11 protein-coding genes and 1 pseudogene are annotated in these 18,781 nt (G+C 58.7%); 4 read left to right on the forward strand and 8 right to left on the reverse strand.

The features are described from left to right. The first annotated feature begins 106 nt into the window (after positions 1 to 106). Positions 107 to 2,887, forward strand: a complete 2,781-nt coding sequence (locus IPM54_20445) for a tetratricopeptide repeat protein (GenBank protein ID MBK9262160.1) — start codon at positions 107 to 109, stop codon at positions 2,885 to 2,887. A gap of 9 nt (positions 2,888 to 2,896) precedes the next feature. On the opposite strand, the gene IPM54_20450 is transcribed toward IPM54_20445, so the two are convergent. The 3 genes from IPM54_20450 to IPM54_20460 all read right to left on the reverse strand — a co-directional run bounded on the left by IPM54_20450 (position 2,897) and on the right by IPM54_20460 (position 6,530). Next, positions 2,897 to 3,568 carry a hypothetical protein gene (locus tag IPM54_20450; GenBank protein MBK9262161.1) on the reverse strand — a complete coding sequence of 224 codons (672 nt, stop codon included), beginning with the start codon at positions 3,566 to 3,568 and terminating at the stop codon, positions 2,897 to 2,899. 106 nt (positions 3,569 to 3,674) lie between these two features. Next, entirely contained in the window at positions 3,675 to 5,279 is a 1,605-nt protein-coding gene (locus IPM54_20455; GenBank protein ID MBK9262162.1) for a protein kinase, read from the reverse strand. 324 nt (positions 5,280 to 5,603) lie between these two features. Then, on the reverse strand, positions 5,604 to 6,530 hold the full coding sequence (locus IPM54_20460; GenBank protein ID MBK9262163.1) for a hypothetical protein: 927 nt from the start codon (positions 6,528 to 6,530) through the stop codon (positions 5,604 to 5,606). Positions 6,531 to 6,627: 97 nt separating this feature from the next. On the opposite strand from IPM54_20460, the gene IPM54_20465 reads away from it, so the two are divergent. The 3 genes from IPM54_20465 (at position 6,628) to IPM54_20475 (ending at position 10,956) form a co-directional block, all read left to right on the forward strand. Further along, entirely contained in the window at positions 6,628 to 8,328 is a 1,701-nt protein-coding gene (locus IPM54_20465; protein MBK9262164.1) for a hypothetical protein, read from the forward strand. A gap of 228 nt (positions 8,329 to 8,556) precedes the next feature. Beyond that, a complete protein-coding gene (locus IPM54_20470; protein ID MBK9262165.1) occupies positions 8,557 to 10,149 on the forward strand; it encodes a serine/threonine protein kinase in 1,593 nt (530 codons plus the stop codon). 369 nt (positions 10,150 to 10,518) lie between these two features. Next, the gene (locus IPM54_20475) at positions 10,519 to 10,956 is read left to right on the forward strand and encodes a hypothetical protein (protein ID MBK9262166.1); all 438 of its coding nucleotides are present in this window, start codon (positions 10,519 to 10,521) and stop codon (positions 10,954 to 10,956) included. Positions 10,957 to 10,959: 3 nt separating this feature from the next. Here the strand turns inward: IPM54_20475 and IPM54_20480 are convergent, their stop codons facing one another. The 5 genes and pseudogenes from IPM54_20480 to IPM54_20500 form a co-directional block, all read right to left on the reverse strand. Then, the gene (locus IPM54_20480; protein MBK9262167.1) at positions 10,960 to 11,820 is read right to left on the reverse strand and encodes a sugar ABC transporter permease; all 861 of its coding nucleotides are present in this window, start codon (positions 11,818 to 11,820) and stop codon (positions 10,960 to 10,962) included. After that, positions 11,817 to 14,025: pseudogene (locus IPM54_20485) on the reverse strand (extracellular solute-binding protein). The gene IPM54_20480 and the pseudogene IPM54_20485 overlap by 4 nt, the downstream one beginning before the upstream one ends. A gap of 4 nt (positions 14,026 to 14,029) precedes the next feature. Continuing rightward, entirely contained in the window at positions 14,030 to 15,115 is a 1,086-nt protein-coding gene (ugpC, locus tag IPM54_20490; protein ID MBK9262168.1) for a sn-glycerol-3-phosphate ABC transporter ATP-binding protein UgpC, read from the reverse strand. 39 nt (positions 15,116 to 15,154) lie between these two features. Continuing rightward, complete coding sequence (locus IPM54_20495; GenBank protein ID MBK9262169.1) at positions 15,155 to 17,089, reverse strand: alpha-amylase; 1,935 nt, start codon at positions 17,087 to 17,089, stop codon at positions 15,155 to 15,157. 1 nt (position 17,090) lies between these two features. Further along, a complete protein-coding gene (locus IPM54_20500) occupies positions 17,091 to 18,761 on the reverse strand; it encodes a carbohydrate porin (GenBank protein MBK9262170.1) in 1,671 nt (556 codons plus the stop codon). Positions 18,762 to 18,781 lie beyond the last annotated feature (20 nt).

An 18,781-nucleotide genomic window follows, 5' to 3' on the forward strand; every position in this document is an offset into this window, starting at 1 on the left:
CTGACAAGATCACCACGAATGTCGCTCGCTGACGCGCGTAACGCCGTCTCGAACCAACGCACTGGCGTTCTGACCGGATGCCGGTAATGCTCGTCGAGTTACCGTCATGCGCACGCTCAAACTGCTTTCCGCTTCGCTGTTTGTCCTGTCCATCCTCACGCAAGCACCGCATGCAGACGCGGATGCCAACGCGGTCGGTCGCGCCGCGCTCCTCGAGCAAAAGGGCGACTACGCTGCTGCGGAAAAGGAGCTCGATGCCGTCACTTCGGGCGCCGAGCTGGCCGATGCGCTCGTGGCCAAAGCGCGCCTGCAACTGCTCACGGGACGTTACGCGGACGCCGCGAAAACGGCATCACGCGCGCTGACGCTCGGCAAGAGCGCCAAGCTGAAGGCCGCGCCCGTCGTCGCTGAAGCTCTCGCCGCGCAGGGCAAGCTGAAAGAAGCGATCGACGCCGTGAAGGACGTTGCAGACGAAGACGGATCGCATCGAGCGCGGCTCGTGCTCGGCGAGCTGCTCATTCGCAGCGGCAAACGAGGCGAGGCGTCGATCCCGCTGCACAAGATCGCCGATGCGTACAACGACGACACGATCACCGATGGCGACGCCGAGGGTTTGTCGATCGTAGCGCGTGCGGCGTATCTCCTGCGCGTGCCGCGCGATGCGAACGAGGCGTTCAAGGAAGCCGAAGCGGCGGGGGCGAACAAGCGCGTCGAGGCGCTGCTTTGGTACGCCGAGCTCTTGCTCGACAAATACAACCTTCGCGACGCGGGCGAAGCCATCAAAGAAGCGCTCAAGCTTGCGCCGAAGAATCCGCACGTCCACGTCGCGATGGCTCACCTCAAGCTCGAAAACGCGATGGACTTTTCGGCCGCCGAAAGCGAGATCAAGGAGGCGCTCGAAATCAATCCCAACCTCGTTTCGGCGTATGCCGTTCGAGCGGGTCTTGCGCTGCGCACGATGGACATTGCCGCCGCCGACGCTGCCATTGCAAAAGGACTCGCCATCGATCCGACGGATCTCGAAATACTTTCGATGAAAGCTGCAACGCGGTACCTCGCGGACGATTTGCCCGGCTACGAGGCCGCAAAAAAGCAAGTGCTCGGCCTCAATCCTCAATATTCGACGTTTTTCCAAATCGTCTCCGAATATGCCGAATGGGAACATCGATATGACGACATCGTGCGAATGATGGAAGAAGCCACGACGATCGATGGTCAAGACATGAAAGCGTTTTCGACGCTCGGCATGAACAAGATTCGCCTGGGTGACGATGCGGGTGGTATCGAAGCGCTTCGGAAATCGTGGAAGAAAGACCCATTCAACGTCCGCGCGTTCAATACGTTGGAACTATTCGAAAAAACCATTCCTCGTGATTACGTGACGACGGACGGTACGCGGTTTCGGATTCGTTATCACAAAACGGAAAAACGAGTCCTCGAGCGGTACGTTCCCCGCATGCTCGATCAAGCCTGGGATTCGATGGTCAAGCGGTATGGGTTCACGCCCAAGATGCCCGTTTCCATCGAGCTTTACGCCGATTCGGAACATTTCAGCATTCGTACGAGCGGCTTGCCCAACGTGGGCATTCAAGGCGTGTGTTTTGGTCAATCGCTGGCTGCGCTATCGCCCAGCGCCGGGCCCTTCAATTGGGGCAACGTTCTCTGGCACGAGCTTGGACACGTCTTTGCCATTCAACAATCCAAAAATCATGTCCCTCGTTGGTTCACCGAAGGACTCTCCGAATACGAGACGATCGTCGCCCGCCCCGAATGGCGTCGCGAAGAAGAGCCGGCACTTTTCGCGGCGCTCAAAGGTGGCCGCGTCCCTCCGCTCGAAGGCTTCAATCGAGCGTTCACGCATGTCGACTCCGTTTCCGATGTGACGATGGCCTATTATGCCGCCAGCCAGCTCGTCGTCTTCATGGCGGAGACGTACGGGTTTGCCAAAGTCGTGGACATGCTTCCGCGCTGGGGACGCGGCTTGCGCACTTCGGATGTCGTCCAGGGCGCCTTGGGCATTTCGCATGAAGAAGTCGACAAGCAGTTTCGTGTTTGGCTAAAAAAACGCCTTACACGCTACGAAAAACAATACGTGCCCGATTTGCATGCGCCGCCCCTTCCGGAAGCACGAAAGGCGCTGCGTACGGACCCGAAAAACCCCAAAAAGCTCGTCGAGCTTGCGCTCTCGCTCTTCGCGATCGGCGACAACGCCGAGGCGCTCGCGATACTCGATGAAGCCCTGCTGCTCGATCCCAAACACGCCGACGCCAACTACATTCGGTTGCGCATTGCCATGGATCGGAAGAAATTCGACGATGCCGCCAAAATCGCCGATAAAATGATTTCCTACGGGCACGATGGTTACGCGCTACGCATCAAGGCCGCAGACCTTGCCGAACTCAGAAACGACAAGGTGCGCGCTCGCGAACACCTCGAAGCTGCTCACCGTTTCGATCCATCTCAGGCCGAACCTCTGCAAGGTCTGTATGATTTCGCCAAAAAACTCGGCGACACGTCTGCGCAGCTCGACGCTTTGCAGCGGCTGTCACTCGTGGATCAACACGACCGGCGCGTATGGGTTCGTCTTTTGGAACTGCTCGTCTCGCGCGGGAAATGGGACGAAGCCGTCAAGGTCGGCGAAAGCGCGATCTATGTCGACGTCATGAATCCGAAAGTGCACCGGCTCTATGCCAAGGCGCTGGCGCGGACGGGCAAGCAAGTATCGGCGATATTCGAATTGAACAGCGCCCTTTTGGCCAGCACCGAACCGGCGGAGAAAGCCGAAATCTACGATGCGATGGCAAAAGGTTACGAAAAGCTGAAGCAGCCCGAAATGGCGAAGCAGGCACTCGACTACGCCAAACTCGTCAGCCCTTTGAAGAAGTAGGTTCGCGCTTCACCGCCCCGCGATCGCATCGAAGCCGGCGAAGATGTCTTCTTCGATCGACGCGGGCAGCGCTGGATTGTCTTTGATCTCGTCGCGAAGCGCTGCGCGAAAGCGCCCTACGAGTCCAATCGTCGTCACGCGCAACGCCGTTTGTTGACGAAATGCATCGAGCGCCGATCCTTGCGTTCGCGCTGCGAGTTTTCGCGCAAGCTCGTCCCCTTTGTCCACGAATGCCGCAGCCCATTCATAAAGCGTCTGCCCATCTGGCGTAGGCAGCATGCGCAGCTCGGGTTCGAGCGCCACGAGTTTGGGCCGGTTCGCCTTTGCCGCCGCAGCTTCGTCGGCATAACTGTCGCTGAGCAGCGAGATGTCCGGAATGAATGCTTCTCGGATGCGCCGAGCTGCGTCGCGTCGTTCTACCGAGACAAACGGTTGACAAAGTACGGCTTCCGTGAAGTACCAAATCGCCCCGCCCAGGCCATCATGCTGGGCATCCGTTTCGCTCAAGTCACCCGCTTTCGTTTCGAGCGCCACGTTCATTGCATGTTCGATGGCCTTGCGTTTTGCCGTCAGAATAGGCCCGTACAACTTGCCCGTTTGCGTCGCATCGAGAGCTTTCGATCGGTTGTCGAGCATGTCGGCAAGGCCTTGTCGAAGGTCGGCGAGCGTGAGGTTTCGCATGACGAGTTTCTCCCAATCCGAAGGACGAAGCATAGAACAGCGATCGGTCTGCTACGAGGGAAAAATCGCGGCCGAGCGTCCAAATCGTGCCTCCGCATCGATTCCGTCAATCCCTGCCCACGAAATGATCGCCCGGTGGGCGGCTCGAGCTCTCCGGTTTGGCAGGGACATCCATGGGTGCCTTCGTTTCAGCGGCGCTCGGGGGCCGCGCTGATTGCCGTGGCGCCGGCGCCTTATGGCGAGGCTTCGGCGCTGGCACCTTTTCCACGGGTCGAGCGGACGTCGAAGACGCGGGGAGCGCATTCGTCGTGGCGCTCGCAATGACGCCCGGCACGCTGGCGCTCGGCGCGACGACCGGCAATGGCGGCGGCGGCAAAACGATTGCGTGAGGCAGCCGAATTTCCCTCGTACCATTCGGGATGTCTTGCGATGCGGTAGCCACGGGTATGGTGGGCGTCCGCGCGATGATGGCGACGATGGTCGCGCCGATGAGCGCCGACGAAATGGACAACATGAATGCGAATGCAACCCATCCCGGACGTATCGATGATCGCGAAGGCGATCCACCCCACGTCGAAATTCGCCCCGACTTGTTGATTTTGTTGCTCCGCGCCAAACCCGTCATGGGCTCGCCCATTTCGACGCTCTCGTTCGGCGCATCGGGCGGCGGTGGCACGACGAACTCGGCTGGCAACATGGGCGGCGGCGGCACGATGACATGCTCTGCCATATCGGTCGTTGCAGGAGACGGCTTCACCGTCACGGGTTCCGGGGGAATGGTCGTACGGCGATTCGAAGGGCGAAACAGCGCGCTCGCGGATTCGCCCGCCGGCAATTGCCACGGCCCGTGGTGCATCAAGGCAATTCCGAGCTCGGCAGCCGTCCGGTACCGATTCTTCAAGTGTTTGTCCAAGCAACACAATATGATCGCATCGAGCTCACCCGAAATCTGCGGGCGCAGAGCCGAAGGAGGTTTCACCTGCTTTCCCAGCGTGAGGGCAAAAATTTCGGGCACCGTCGGCGCATGAAATGGCGCTCTGCCCGTGAGCAATTTATAAAGGATGGCTCCGAGCGCCCATACGTCGGCTCGCGGATCCACTTTCCGTGCCGATCGCATTTGCTCCGGGGACATGTACAAGGGCGATCCAATGAGATCTTTGGCTCCGGTCATTTCCGGATCGGGCCGCTCGGGATTCGTGTCTTTCGAAATTCCAAAATCGAGCACTTTGATGCACGGCGAGCCATCGGAGCGCCGCGTGACGAACAAATTGCCCGGCTTCAAATCGCGATGCACGATTCCCGCCGCATGCGCCTCGGCAAGCGCATGACAAGCCTGCGTCACGTACAGCACGGCCTCCTCGATGGGAAGCGGCCCGCGCGCTTTCAGTATCGCCGACAAATCTTGCCCCTCGAGCAGCTCCATCACGATATACGGTGCTCCCGATTCGAGCCGTCCCACATCGTAAACCTCGGCCACGTGTTCGCTTCGAAGTCGCACGACCGCCCGAGCTTCACGCAAAAAGCGCTCGACGGATTGGTCGCATTCCGCATCCGGACGGATCAATTTGATCGCCCGCATTTCACGCAAATCCAAGTGCGTCGCGGCGACCACGACACCCATGCCCCCCATTCCGAGGATCCTCTCCACGCGGTATTTCCCGGCGAGAATTTCGCCCACCGAGACCCCTTTGAATGCCTCCTGCTTCGACATGGTGCCTTCCGATGAATGAGGAAAGAAAGACGCTCATTTGCGACGCGGACGCTCGATCGCCCCCGCAGCGCCCCGAACGCCGATTGCATTCGTCAATCCACGGATAAAGATGGCCCCGCAGATTGTCCGTCCAATCAGCAACAACCCCGTTTTACGGCCGCACCTGCAACGCGAAGAAACGCGTCGCGGTCGATGGCCTCACGGGAAGGCGCAATGCGTCGTCCCCGTCGGGTTCGTAATGTGCCGCCCTTCTGGAGAATGCGCAAGCGACGACAAAGTGCGCTCGACCGATCTCGGCTGTACGAGGATGCCCCGAACGATTGCTTATTTCCGCGGAAGCGACACGCGGATGATCTCACCGCTCGACGTTCCGACCCACACGGCCGCTGAACCCTTCGACGTGATGAGCATCGTCGTCGGTTCGCCACGAGCACCCAGCGAAAGCGAGTGCGTCGCCGTGAGTGATCCGTCGCCCGCATTCTTGATCGAGTCGCCCGTGAAGAGCGACGCTCGGCCATCTTCGAACGCGACCACCAAGCTCGTTTCACTCGTTGCTGCACAAGCGATTGGAGCGCCCAAGTCGATCATCTTCGCTTGCAGACGTCCGCCAATTTGCGACACCAAACACGCCTCGCTCGAACCGCGCTTGTACAGCACGCTGAGCGCCATTCCACCCTTGAAACGGTCGAACTTATTTGCCTCCGACGGCAGTTGCGCGCGGCCATTCGCTCCAGGCTCCGGCGTCGCTCCAGGATGCATGCGCAGCTCGAGTCCTCCGCCGACTTCGACCACGACAAACGTGTCCGCGGGCCCGAGATCGGCGAGCTTCACGTCGCCACGAAGGGCGAACGGACGCGCCGCAACTTCGTAACCGGACATCGTCGCTTCGTACGCTTGACCTTCCCACGTCAGAGCGAACGCGCGCTCGCCCGTCGAGCGACCGAATAGAGCACGCACGTTCGTCGCTACGCGTTCGAACTTCGCGCGATGATGAATGTCGATCACTGCCCACAGATCGCTGTCGCTACGAACGAGCGCTACATCGCGCGACAAGAACACCACTTCGTCGCCTCGTTCGAGCGACAAGTTGATGACTTTGTTCGTCCCACTCGCAACCGGCACGAAACCGCATCGAGCCGGCGAGCTCGAAACCATGGCCACGAGGCCAGCACCATCGAACGCCGCGGCGCCGCACACTTCGGCATCGAGCGACTCGACACGACGAGGAGCAGAAAGGCTCTTGTAGGGCATCGCCGGAAGGCTACGTCAAGTGACCAGAGGAGCGGAAGTTCCTTTCGACAGGCATGACGCATCTTCTGCATCGAACGCTTTCTTGTACGATGTTTCCATGCGCTCGCTTGCCTCCAAGTGTCTCTCCGCCATCGTCCTGTCGAGCTGTCTTCTTTCGCTTGCATGTGGCGATGACAAACCCGCGTCGTCGACATCGAGCACGGCGGGAAGCGGCGGCACGGGCGGCGAAGCACCCACGGGAGACATCTCGGCGCAAGTAACGAAGTACGACTACGCCTTCGACGTGACGACGGCACGCGCGACGTCGCGTCTCGACGTCGACGTTGCTGCGCCTGGAGGCGACTGCTGGGACGTTTCGTGCGAGCTCGACAATGTCTTCGACGTGAAGTGGAACGACGAAGCGTCTGCGAGCGCCGCCGTATCGAGCGGCAAGCTTCGCGCGTGCGGCAAGGGGGTTACAGAAGGACCAACCCTGACGCTTGGTTCTCACGTCGACGTATCACTCGATCTTTGGTTCGGTTTGGACGTGGGTTTTTCCCGGCGAAAGAACATGGCGGGGGGCACGTTCACGTATCTTTTGAGTTGGGTGGGCGGTTGCGACAGATTTGGCCCGTGCGACGACGATCCATCGCGCATGGCGGCGTTTCATTTCGAGGTCACGCATCCTGAAAATACGGTTGCCCTTTGCCCAGGAAAGCTTTCGGCAGGTTCGACGCTCACCACGTGCGATGTGGAGAACGCGCCCACGTATTCGGCATTTGCCGTGGCATCGGATTCGTCTTGGGTGCGGGCGCCATTCGGCACGTTTGCCGGCGTCGATTTCGTGTTTTACGAGGTACCCGGAGGCAAAATTGCTTCATCGCTCGACAAGACGAGCGTCGGAGCATTCATGGATTGGATCACGTCGCTGCTCGGACCGTATCCTTATGGCAACGAAGTGCGCATTGCTGGAGCGCCCACGGCGTGGCTCGGATTCGAGCATCCCGCCAACATCATTTTGCTCGATGTGATCGATACGCTGCACGACCCGCTACCGAATACGTCCATGCACGTGCTCATGCACGAGATCATTCATCAATGGGCGGGAGATCGCACGACGCTGGCTTCGGCGAGCGATTTCGTGTGGAAAGAAGCGACCGCGGAATATTTGTCGTACGTATTCGAGGAAGATGCGCGCCCTGCGGGAGAAGCGACGGCGACGCGCAAGTATTGGGACAGCATATGGCAACAATCGACGTATTGGCCCCGTCCGACCGATGATCCTGCCCCGCCGGTGCAGATGTTCTACGGCGACGTCTATGGGCCGGGGCCGATGGTTTTGTACCTTCAGCTCGAACCGCTCATTGGAAGGGCAGCCGTGCTTCAAGGCATAAAGGATTTCTTGTCGACCCCGGGTGGACGAACTGTCAATGAATTGAAGGATGCGCTCGCTGCAGCGTCGAACAAGAATTTGGATGCGTATTTCGATGCATGGGTGTTTGGCGAGGGCAAACCCGAGTGGCCCACGTTTGCCGTGGCGGCGGACGAAGCAGGGGGCGAAGTCACGGTGACCGTAACGCAGCAAAATGCATCGGGAAGACTTTTTGGGTGTGTGGTCGAAGTCGAAGTCAAGGGGGCAACGCAATCGGCGCGCGTCAGCGTGGACTTTGGTCTTTCGCCATCGAACGCCGTAGCGACGGCAAAGGTCGCGCTCGGGGAACCCGTCACGAGCGTCGTGCTCGACCCCGACAATCGCCTCATTGGTTGGAATGCCGGCGCGCCTCCGCTGACGGTGAAGAAGCCTGTCTTGATCTTTTGACCACCAACCGTCGCTATGTATGGCAGGAGCCCTCGTAAAGGCCACGCATTTGTGGGATTGACACGGCGCCCTGTGCTGGTGGATCCACTGGGGTTTGTCTCGACGCGATACCGTTTGACGGCGGATCCTACGTGAAACGCGCGGTTTTTCCGCGGGGTTCGTCTCTTCCATCTTTTGTTTGCCCACGGATGCCGTTTGTCGTACAAGACGACACGAGAGTGTCTTTGCATGACGAACCCGGACGCTTCCAGCATAGTCCCCCTTGGCTCCATCATCGCCGACAAATACCGCGTCGAGCGTATCGTCGGCAAAGGTGGAATGGGCGTCGTCGTGGCCGTTCGTCACATCAAACTCGACGAGCCTTACGCGATCAAGGTCATGCTCGCCGACGACCTTGGTCGTGTCGAGCCCGTCGAACGATTCCGCCGGGAAGCCAAAGCTGCCGTCAAGCTGAAGAGCAACGAGCACGTCGCTCGCGTCACCGACGTCGATACCCTGCCAAACGGGCTGCCGTACATGGTGATGGAATTGCTCGAAGGTCAGGACCTCGACAAGATCCTCAAAGAGCGCGGCGTTTTTCCGTTTCACGAAGCATGTTCGTATGTGGTCCAAGCATGTAGCGCGCTCGTCGATGCCCACGACATCGGCATCATTCATCGCGACCTCAAACCGCAAAACCTCTTCCTGACGCACCGCAAAGATGGCTCGCCGTGCATCAAGGTGCTCGATTTCGGCATATCCAAGCACACGCTTACCGATGATTCGTCCAAAATCGATTTGACGCAGCCGTGCGACATTTTCGGCTCGGCTTGTTACATGTCCCCTGAACAAGCGCGCTCGTCGAAAAATGTCGTTCCACAAAGTGACATCTGGTCGCTTGGAGCCGTTCTTTACAAGCTGCTCACCGGCCGAGCCCCTTTTACCAGAAAAACGGTCTTCGACGTATATCAAGCATTGCTCGATGCCACACCGGTACCGTCGCCGGCGCTGTTTCGCCCGGACATGCCTGTAGAGCTCGAACGCATCATTCTCCGCTGTCTCGATAAAAATATTGCCAATCGTTACGCCAGCGCTCGTGAATTGATGGCAGCGCTCGCACCGTTCACGGTACCCGGAGAAACCAAAACCATTGACGACGCCGATACCGCGACGACCCTTCCCTTGGGGCGCCGGCCAAAACTTCCGGATTTGGGCAGCACGATACCGCTCGCACGACAAATTGCGCCGGCTCGCGCGGGTCATGCTGCATCGGGGAACATACAGGAACATCGCGGGCTGCAATTCCGGACGCAACCCATCGATGCAAGATCGCTTCAGGCCGCCTTGCACGCTTATTTGCCGCCCAGGACCATTGCGCGCCCACCGGCGCCTTCGCAGCCAATTCTGCCAAGCTCATTCGATGAAGCAGGTGACGATGCAACGCCGCGTATCGTGACCAAAGCAGCAGCCAAACGTGATTCTTCACTGCACGAAGCCGAGCCCCGGCGCCCGCTGCCCAGTATCGCAAACACTTCCGCCGATCAAACCGTCGTCCCACGAGCTCCGGATGTGCACGGAACGATTTGTGTTCCAACCGTGAGCGACATTCTCACGGCATCATCGCCACCCGTGCGCGAGCGTTTGCCGTCGCGAGTGCCGGACACCACGATGACCCCGTGGCACGCGTTTCCGTCGACTGCCCCTGCGGCGGCAAAACGAACGAAATTGATTCTGCTCCTGGCCGGTGCCATTGCATTGGCAATCGTGCTGCTCGTTCTAAAGCTCTTCAGTACGGCACCAAACGACGTTCCACCAACCCCGGCGGTATCCAATCATCCGTGACAGCACAATCCTCGCTCGATTCTCGTCTTGACTCGGAAGATACAGTCGTCTCCAATGCTTCCATGCGTACCGCTGCTCTCGTCCTCGTGACCTTTCTCGCCATGGGCTCATTTCCCGAATCCGCTCGTGCCGATCTGGCACCAAGCTGCAGATGTGACATCGGCGCTTCGACCTCCGGCCGAGGAGCTGCCGCCGCTTGTGCGGTCATCGGCTTCTCCATGCTCGTGCTCGGGCGCAAGCGTACCCGAAAAACTTGATATGTGAGGGCGGTTTACCGTCCCCATCATTGGCACTCTTCTCGCTACGACGTGATTGACGGTGTTCGCATGTGTCATGCCGACACAGCGCGCGCGCGGCGAGGAGAGAACGGTGAAACGGTTTATCGCTCACTTCAGCCTCGCCGTTCTTGCGCAGCCCCTCCCCTGGAACCCAACGGTTTCATCGTTTCTATCCTTCGATGAATCTTTCGATTTCACGCTCGACGACGGCTGCCATTACGATGCGCATATTTCCGGTACGTTGACGCCCGTCTTGTTCGGTCGCGACGCCGGCAAAAAAGTCACGCCCAATCTCGATATTTCAGCAAATCTGTCATGCCCGCAAATGAGCACCTTGCACGTCGATGAACACGTGTCGAATACCGAGCCCTTGACGCGCGAACAAGTGGAAGCATTGATTTCGCGCAGCGCGACGATGACGAGCGAAACGACCGAACGCAAATGCAACTACGTGCCGACGATTCGTTTCATCGGTGAAGGTGTCGTCGGTATCGGCGTCGAGGCGACATGCACGAAGCCCCGTTCGTAATGGTCAGCCTTTGACGCCACCCGCGGTCAAACCCGCCACGAGATGCCGCTGCGCCACATAAAATAGAGCCATCACGGGCACCGAAACGACGAGCGCACCGGCGGCGAACTTTTCCCATTGGGCGTCGTATTCACCAATGAATCGCTGAAGCATCACGGGTAGCGTGAACATTTCTTCTTTGTCGAGCAGCGTGGCTGCCAAGATGAATTCGTTGTACGCACCCATGAACGCGAAGAGCGCCGTCACCGCAATGGCTGGACGAGCCGCAGGAAGCACCACCCGAACGAATGCTGAAAATCGCGTCGCTCCGTCCACCATGGCCGCTTCTTCGAGGTCCACGGGGATCGCCTCGAATGCCGCACGGAGCTGAAAAATTGAAAACGGTACGCTAGTCGACGCATAACATACGACCAACCCCGTGCGCGAATTGAGGAGACCGAGGTAATTCAGAATGAGATAAAGCGGTATCGCGCTCGCAACAGCAGGAAACATTTGCGTCGCGAGAAGCGTGCGGACGCCGGCGTCTTTCCCGACAAACCGAAAACGGGCCAGCGCATAGGCCGTGGGAATTGCAATGAGAACCCCCACGCAGGCCGTCGCAAGCGATACGATGAGCGAATTACCAAGCTGCCTGCCGAAAAGCCAAATGTCACCATCCGCAACTTTACGCGTGGCTCCCACGACGGCTTCGACATGAGCGAGCGTCGGAGCATCCGGTATGGGCACGACCCGCGCCGTGGGCGTTTGCGTCCCCGAGAATGCCAGCGCAATCACCCAAAGCACGGGATAAAGCGCAAATGCGACGCCGATCACGACGAATACGTGACACGCAGCCGATTCCAAAAACGACGGGCGCCGATTCATGCCGCACCTCCCGCATTCGCCAATGCCTGTTTTTCTCGACCCTCACGCCACGACTTCCATACTTCCGTGACCCGCGTCGTGCCAAAGAGCAATAGGAATATCAACACAGCATACGCGGCGGCATAACCATATTGTGCATCGCGCGTAAATGCCCACCGATACGCTTCGGAAACCAATATCTCCGTCGTTCCATCCGGATCGCCCCCGGATACCAAAAACACGACGTTGAACATATTGAATGTCCACACCGCGCCCATCGTGACAGCAGGCATGAGACTCGGCTTGATCATCGGCAGCGTCACGAGCCGTAGCCTTTGCCATCGCGTCGCCCCGTCGACCTTCGCTGCTTCGAGCACGTCATCGGGCACCGCCGTGAGCGCTCCGAGCGTCACGACCATCATGAATGGGAATCCCAGCCAAACGTTCGTCGCAACGTTCGCCGCAAAAGCAGTGGAGAAACGGGAAAACCATGCAATCGGCTCGAGGTTCGTGCCGAAAAAGATCATTCAATGCATGAACGAGCCCGGTCATCGCGCCGAATTGCCGATGAAACATTCCCTTCCACGCGAGCGCCGTCACGTAACTCGGCACGGCCCACGGAATGATGAGCAGCACGCGATAAGCCGCTTTCAATTTCATGACCGGACGCGACAAAACGAGCGCCAGTGCAACCCCGATCGCGACGTGGAAAAACACGTTGATCACGGTCCATAGCACCGTCACGAGGAGCACCACGTAGAACGAGCCACTTCCCAGAAGCGGTCCGCCTCGCGCGGTCAAGATATCTATGAAATTCGACAATCCGACGAAATGAAGGTTTTCGATTCGTCCAGCAAAAAGCGACGTGAGCGCCCCCAAAAAAAGCGGCAGCAGGACGAGAATTCCAATGGCGGCGACGGCATGCAGAACATACGCATAAGCCGGCAGCGATCGACGCAATTCGCTGCGAAAAGCCGCCTCGCGTGCGCGTCGCACGAGCGCGAGCGCGCCGAACAAGCATAACAAACTCACGAGCACGATCAGCGGCGCTTTGGAAGCCCGCGGAGGCAATGGACGCCGCACATCGTCGAATCGACGTTTTGCTTCGGAGAGCGCCGTTTCCGCAAGCGCATCACGACGAAGTACTTTTCGAATGGCTTTGATTGCCGGCTCCCAAACGACATCCATGGCAAGCGACGACGACATGGGAACCGCTCGCTTTGCTTGCTCGGCGAATGCCGCGAGAAATGCGTCACCCGCCGGAAGTGGCGCGTCGTTTCGAGCGGGCAACGTCTTCGCGCGCTCGGCACGAATACGCGACGCCTCGACGCTCCCGAGCAGCCGCGCGAGCGCTCGCACTTCGGCGCGCTCGGCACCTCGAGGCGTCAGCATGACCAATTCGACGGTGAGCAGCGGCTGTGGATACTTGCCCGTTTGACGAATCATCGGAATGGGAACGACGCGGTAATGAAGCGACGCGGCCCCCGCGAGATCCGTGGCGAGCCACGGACCACTGATGGCGCATGCGGCTTTCCCGGATCGAAACAAATTCGAGACGAGCGCGCCATCGGCTTCTTCCGGAATGACTTTTTGCGATTGAAGACCAAGCACGAATTCGAGCGACTTTTCCGCTTCGGCCCCGACGACACCAAATTGATCACCAGGAAGCAGGACCTTGCCGCCGAATGCATGAAGAATGGCCGCATGCATGTAAAGTCCCGATGCCTCGTAAGCAAGCGGAAACACACCGGCCGGCAGCTTGCCACGCAAATTGGCAATGCCCTCGAAATCGGTCGGGACATCGGTCACGAGGTCCGTATTGATGTAGAGCGCAACGCTTTTTTGCGAAAGCGGCACGCCATAGGCTTTGTCGTCCACCATCACCGCATCGAGCGGTGGTCCTACGAATGCAGGCGTATCGAGCGCGTCGCCCACCGGCGATATCACGTTGCTACGAACGTAGTGGCCAATGCGATTGTGTGCATCGATGAAAAAATCCGGCCCTTCACCGAATTGCACCGCCGAAGTGACCTTGGACTTGAACGCATCCGACGGGACGGCGAGCAATTCCACGCGGGCGTCTTTGAATTGCGCAACGACCTCTTCGAGCGCCTTCTCTTCATCTCCGCGTTGGGAATGCCATAAGCGGATTGTCGAAGCGAACGTGAGCGGCGCAAGGAAAGTGGCCAAAAGCGCCACGCAAAACGAAAGAAAAATTCGCTGCATGATGCTACCTCGTCCGCAACGATTTACCCGTCGCCGCATCGAAAAGGTGAATGGATCTGAATGCCACGGGAATCGCTTCGCCTTTTTTGATGGACGTGGTCGCTTCGAGCCGCGCAACGAACGTGCTCGCGCCAAGCTCGCCGTGCGCGTACGTTTCAGCCCCGAGCGCTTCGACGACCGATACCGCGAGATGACCTACCCCGCTTCCCGATTCCGCCAAATTCACTTCATGCGGGCGTACACCGAGCGTGACGTTTCTCCCGGATTCGAGCTCCGGACCAAAAATGGTCGAATCGATGGGCACCGAAAAGCCGCCGCTCGCTTGAAACGTAATGGATTGTCCTTCGCGAACGATTTGCCCATCGATGAAGTTCATGGCGGGGCTGCCGAGAAAACCCGCAACGAATTTCGTGGCGGGCTTGTCGAAGATTTCGAGCGGCGCACCGGATTGCTCGACTTGGCCCTTGTTCAAGACGAAAATCACGTCGGCCAGCGTCATGGCCTCCACTTGATCGTGCGTGACATAAACGCTCGTGGCGTCGAGTTTGTCGTGCAATTTGCGAATATCGACCCGAACCTGCGCGCGAAGCGCCGCGTCCAAATTCGACAATGGTTCGTCGAAAAGGAACAAATCCGCCTGCCGGACGATCGCGCGGCCCATGGCGACGCGTTGTCTTTGACCGCCGGACAATTGTTTCGGCAAACGGTCGAGCAGCGCGCCCAGGCCAAGCATGTCGGACGCTTCCTTGACTCGCTTGTCGATTTCCGACTGCGGGGTTCTCCGCAGCTTCAATCCGAATGCGAGGTTTTCCCGCACATCGAGGTGAGGATAGAGCGCATACGATTGAAATACCATCGCGATGTTGCGGTCGCGCGGCTCGAGCTTCGTGACGTCACGATTGCCGAGCAAAATGGTGCCACCATCGGCCTCTTCCAGCCCCGCAAGCAAGCGCAAAAGCGTCGATTTGCCGCAACCGCTGGGACCGACGAGCACCGCAAACGCGCCCTCGGGTACGCTCACCGAAACGCCTTTGAGCACTTCGGTTTGTCCGAATTTTTTTCTAAGAGCCGTAACCGTAACGGAAGCCATGAGCAAAAACCTCCGTGCATGGGCGCGTAAGGTATGAATTCATTGCGGAACGAGAATCGCACCGCTCGATGGCGGCAACGTAATGGCGACGCGACCATCCGCGGATACCGTCAGGGGATCGGCGACCGTACCGAGCGCATCCACGAGAATCGTGCCGGGTGCCGCACCAACCTGCATCGCTTGACCGCCGAACGATGGTGACTTGCTGCCATTTAGATTGGCATTGATGACGACGATGGCATAGTCGCCCGTGGCAACCTCCGTACGCTCAAATGCAAATACATTGGCGTCTTCGTCGCTGTCGCTCGTGCGATCACTCGACCAAAGAATGTTCAGCTCACCGCGGCTCAATGCGGGATGCTCACGCCGGATTTTCGCCAATTGCTTGATCCGTAGGTAGGTCGGAGCGCTCTGAGAAAACGGGGCGAACTTCTGCGGAATCCACATATCTTCACGATTGCCAGGGTCGTTGCCGCCTTCGAAATCCTGCTCGGTGCCGTAGTAGATGCACGGAATACCGTCCCAGGTCATGAGGTAAAGGAGTGCATTGTGGAGCATGCTGCGACGAGTTTCGATGGGCAGCGGCGTGGCGAAAATGGGATCTTCCGGATAGTTGCCCGCGCCCGTGAAGAGGAAGCGCGGGACGTCGTGGTTATCGAGGAAGTTGACGAGCATTTTCTGCGGCGAAATACCGGTACCAGCCGCATCGACCGGGCCGCGAAGCGCGGGGGTATTGCCATAATTGACTTTGCGGTCGTCATAGAGGCGCTGGATGTTCGCCGTGGGGCCCCGATAACGAAACACGTCGCGAACGACCTGGAACTGTTGCGGAAAGTAAAACACGCTGTCGAGCTGGTCGCCATTGAGGTCATCGGCGCAGAGTCCTTGCACGCCCGCTTCGTCATCCAGAGGCAATTCACTTCCGTTTTTCGTGTACGATCCCACGAGCGGGTCGCGGCCGTCGAACGCCTCGCCGAACATGAAGAAATTCGTTTTTCCTTTTGCATGTAGGCGCTCGCGAACCTTGTACCCGAAGTAGCGCCAGAACCCGCGCTCGACATGCTTGACCGTATCGATACGAAAGCCGTCGATGTCGGTCAGCTCGATCCACCGTGCGTATGCATCGACCATTGCCTCGCGAATGGGACAAAGCTCGGTGTTGACGTCTTTCAAGCCGCCGGGAAAGTCCCCTCGACGCAATTGATCGGGGTCGTCGAAGTTGTACGTTCGTCCCTTGCGATTGTATGCAAGTTTGTTCTGAAAAATCTCTGGATAGGGCGGCATGTGATTCGAGGCGGGATCGTGCGCGAAGATGATGTCCGCCAAGCCCGATTCCCCGAGCGACGTGAATGCTTGTACGCCACGCACGTCGTAGGTGGGATCGTATTCGTTTTCCTTGTAAATGTCTTTTCCTCGGGAGATGCTCAGCGGATCATCGGCCTGGCCGTTGCCGTTGATGTCGTAATAAAAAAGCTGGCCCAAGTGGTTCGTGACGATGTCGAGCACGATCTTCATTTTGCGCTCGTGCGCCGAATCGACCAAGCTGCGTAGCGATTCCAAGTCGCCGAATTGCGGCGCGAGCTGCGTGAGGTCCTGCGCCCAATAACCGTGGTACGCATCGAACCCGGCGTCGGTGTAGACGTTCTTCACGATGGGCGAAATCCAAATCGTGGTGACGCCGAGCCCTTCCAAGTAATCGAGTTTTTCTTCGAGCCCTTTCCAGTCGCCACCGTGCCACTTTCCAGGTGCCGACGGGAAAATACTAAAATTATTTCCCCAATCTCCGTCGGCGAATCGGTCGACGAGCACCTGGTAGATGACTTCTTCGCGCCAATCTTCGACGTGATTTTGCAATTGAATCTCCGCTGGTTCGGAGAATTCCATGCATCCGGGCGCCACGATCGTCAGAGCAATGGCGACGGCCTTGGCCGACGAATGAATTCGATTCACGAGTGTCCTTCGATTCGTCTTCATATCACCCACCGTACGTCGTCTGCGCATTGAACCACCACTCGACTCCGACACCGAAAAAATGCTCCCACGTGCGGAGATTGAACACGTCGTCTTTGGGATAAAGCGCCCGGGCGCCGTCGTCTCGGTGCGTGAGGACATACATCATGCGGAGTTGCGGGCGGCTGTAGCTGCCTTTGCCTGCCGGACTCAAGAAAGGTATGATTCCGAATCGCGTTACGCCGGCCATGTGTGGCTGATTGCTCGGCAATGGAATCGCATCTCCTCCGGCGGGTTGCGCTTGTGATCTTATGCCTCGCTGCTGCGCTTGGTAGGAAGCTTCGACAGCAATGCCGCCCCAATTGGCAAGGAAAAAGTGCGGCCGAGCCATGACGATGCCTTCGTCGACATCGCTGAAGTCGAGCGCCGGGCTGGCATTGCGAAAGCTACGGAAATAGGCCGCCGCCATGAGCCCGAGCGGTCCTGTTTCCCAATTGCCGCTCAGCGTAATCCAGAGCTCGCGAGCGCCCGTCGATGTGCGATCCGGCGCAAGCTGAAACGGAGTCCCAAATTCGCCATACGCTGCCGCACCACCCGCATAACGAATGAACAAATTGACGTGGGATGCATCGACTCCGGTGAACGCGCCAATTTGCGCACCGATGACGCCGCCCATATCGTTCGGCAAGTTTTCGAATTTGCCTTTCACCTCGGTTTCGCGCTGCCCGGCCGGTATGTCGTGAACCTCGCCATAAAGAATGGTCTTGATACCGCCTTTTCCGCGCGGAATGATGTGGCTCGCCTTGAAGCTCGTGATGAATTTCTGTCTATCGAGCACGCTGATCGTGGATGTTCCGATCTGATTCAGCGCCGGCGTACGCGTCGCAAGCTGTTTGAAAAGGCCCGTATTGGGTTGATTCAATCCCGCATGCCACGCAAAATAGGTGCGGCCGGAGGGAAGTTCATAACGCAAGCCGCCGCCCATGGTATTCAAGTTGTCGAGCGGCCAGAAATCGAGCAAATATGAATCATCGCCGCGATACATGCGCGACCCGACCCATGCGGAAAAACCCTTGGTCATGATGTTGTTGGCTTGCAAAAACAGGTTTCGCACGGCCATACGGATGGTGAAATCGGCATTGTAATGAAAGAGCGGCCCGGATGCACCAAGCGTCACGACCGCCCGCGTCGTGGCGCCCGTGGCCTTCCAATAATCCTGACGTTGCACGTCGAGCTCGACGTACGAGCTTTCATCCAAACGCGAACCACGGGCAACGATATCCGCGTCGCGCCCAGGGCGCCTGCGAAAATCAGTGGCCGAAACCGCGCGACCGTACGAACCGAGGAAAAAGCCGGTTTCCGGCATATTTTCTTCGGGCGCTGGTTCAGCTTTGGGTGCTGCTTCGGCTTTGGGTGCTGCCTCGACGGGCGCTGGCGCGGATTTCGGCGCGACATCTCCGGCCTGCGGGCGAGCGGGCGGCGTCGGCGGCTCGGGCGTCGATGGTTTGTCCGCATTGGTCTGCGGCGGTTCTTCGCGGGGCTTGGACGCATCCGAAGGCTCGGGCGTATCCGAAGGCTCCGTTTGCGCCATCGCCATCCGCGGACAAACCGCGACCACTGCCGCTGAAAACGTGAAAGAAACGCCTAGAAAAACAAGCGTTTCGCCGAAGGCTTTGGGAAAACCTGTTCGTCGCACGGGGCGCACCCTACACCATC

It is taken from the genome of Polyangiaceae bacterium (assembly GCA_016715885.1).
In the GTDB taxonomy this organism is placed as follows: domain Bacteria; phylum Myxococcota_A; class Polyangia; order Polyangiales; family Polyangiaceae; genus Polyangium.

Coding starts and splice junctions, on each gene's coding strand:
- IPM54_20445 (MBK9262160.1), top strand. CDS start 107: ATGCGCACGCTCAAACTGCTTTCCGCTTCGCTGTTTGTCCTGTCCATC.
- IPM54_20450 (MBK9262161.1), bottom strand. CDS start 3,568: ATGCGAAACCTCACGCTCGCCGACCTTCGACAAGGCCTTGCCGACATG.
- IPM54_20455 (MBK9262162.1), bottom strand. CDS start 5,279: ATGTCGAAGCAGGAGGCATTCAAAGGGGTCTCGGTGGGCGAAATTCTC.
- IPM54_20460 (MBK9262163.1), bottom strand. CDS start 6,530: ATGCCCTACAAGAGCCTTTCTGCTCCTCGTCGTGTCGAGTCGCTCGAT.
- IPM54_20465 (MBK9262164.1), top strand. CDS start 6,628: ATGCGCTCGCTTGCCTCCAAGTGTCTCTCCGCCATCGTCCTGTCGAGC.
- IPM54_20470 (MBK9262165.1), top strand. CDS start 8,557: ATGACGAACCCGGACGCTTCCAGCATAGTCCCCCTTGGCTCCATCATC.
- IPM54_20480 (MBK9262167.1), bottom strand. CDS start 11,820: ATGAATCGGCGCCCGTCGTTTTTGGAATCGGCTGCGTGTCACGTATTC.
- ugpC (MBK9262168.1), bottom strand. CDS start 15,115: ATGGCTTCCGTTACGGTTACGGCTCTTAGAAAAAAATTCGGACAAACC.
- IPM54_20495 (MBK9262169.1), bottom strand. CDS start 17,089: ATGAAGACGAATCGAAGGACACTCGTGAATCGAATTCATTCGTCGGCC.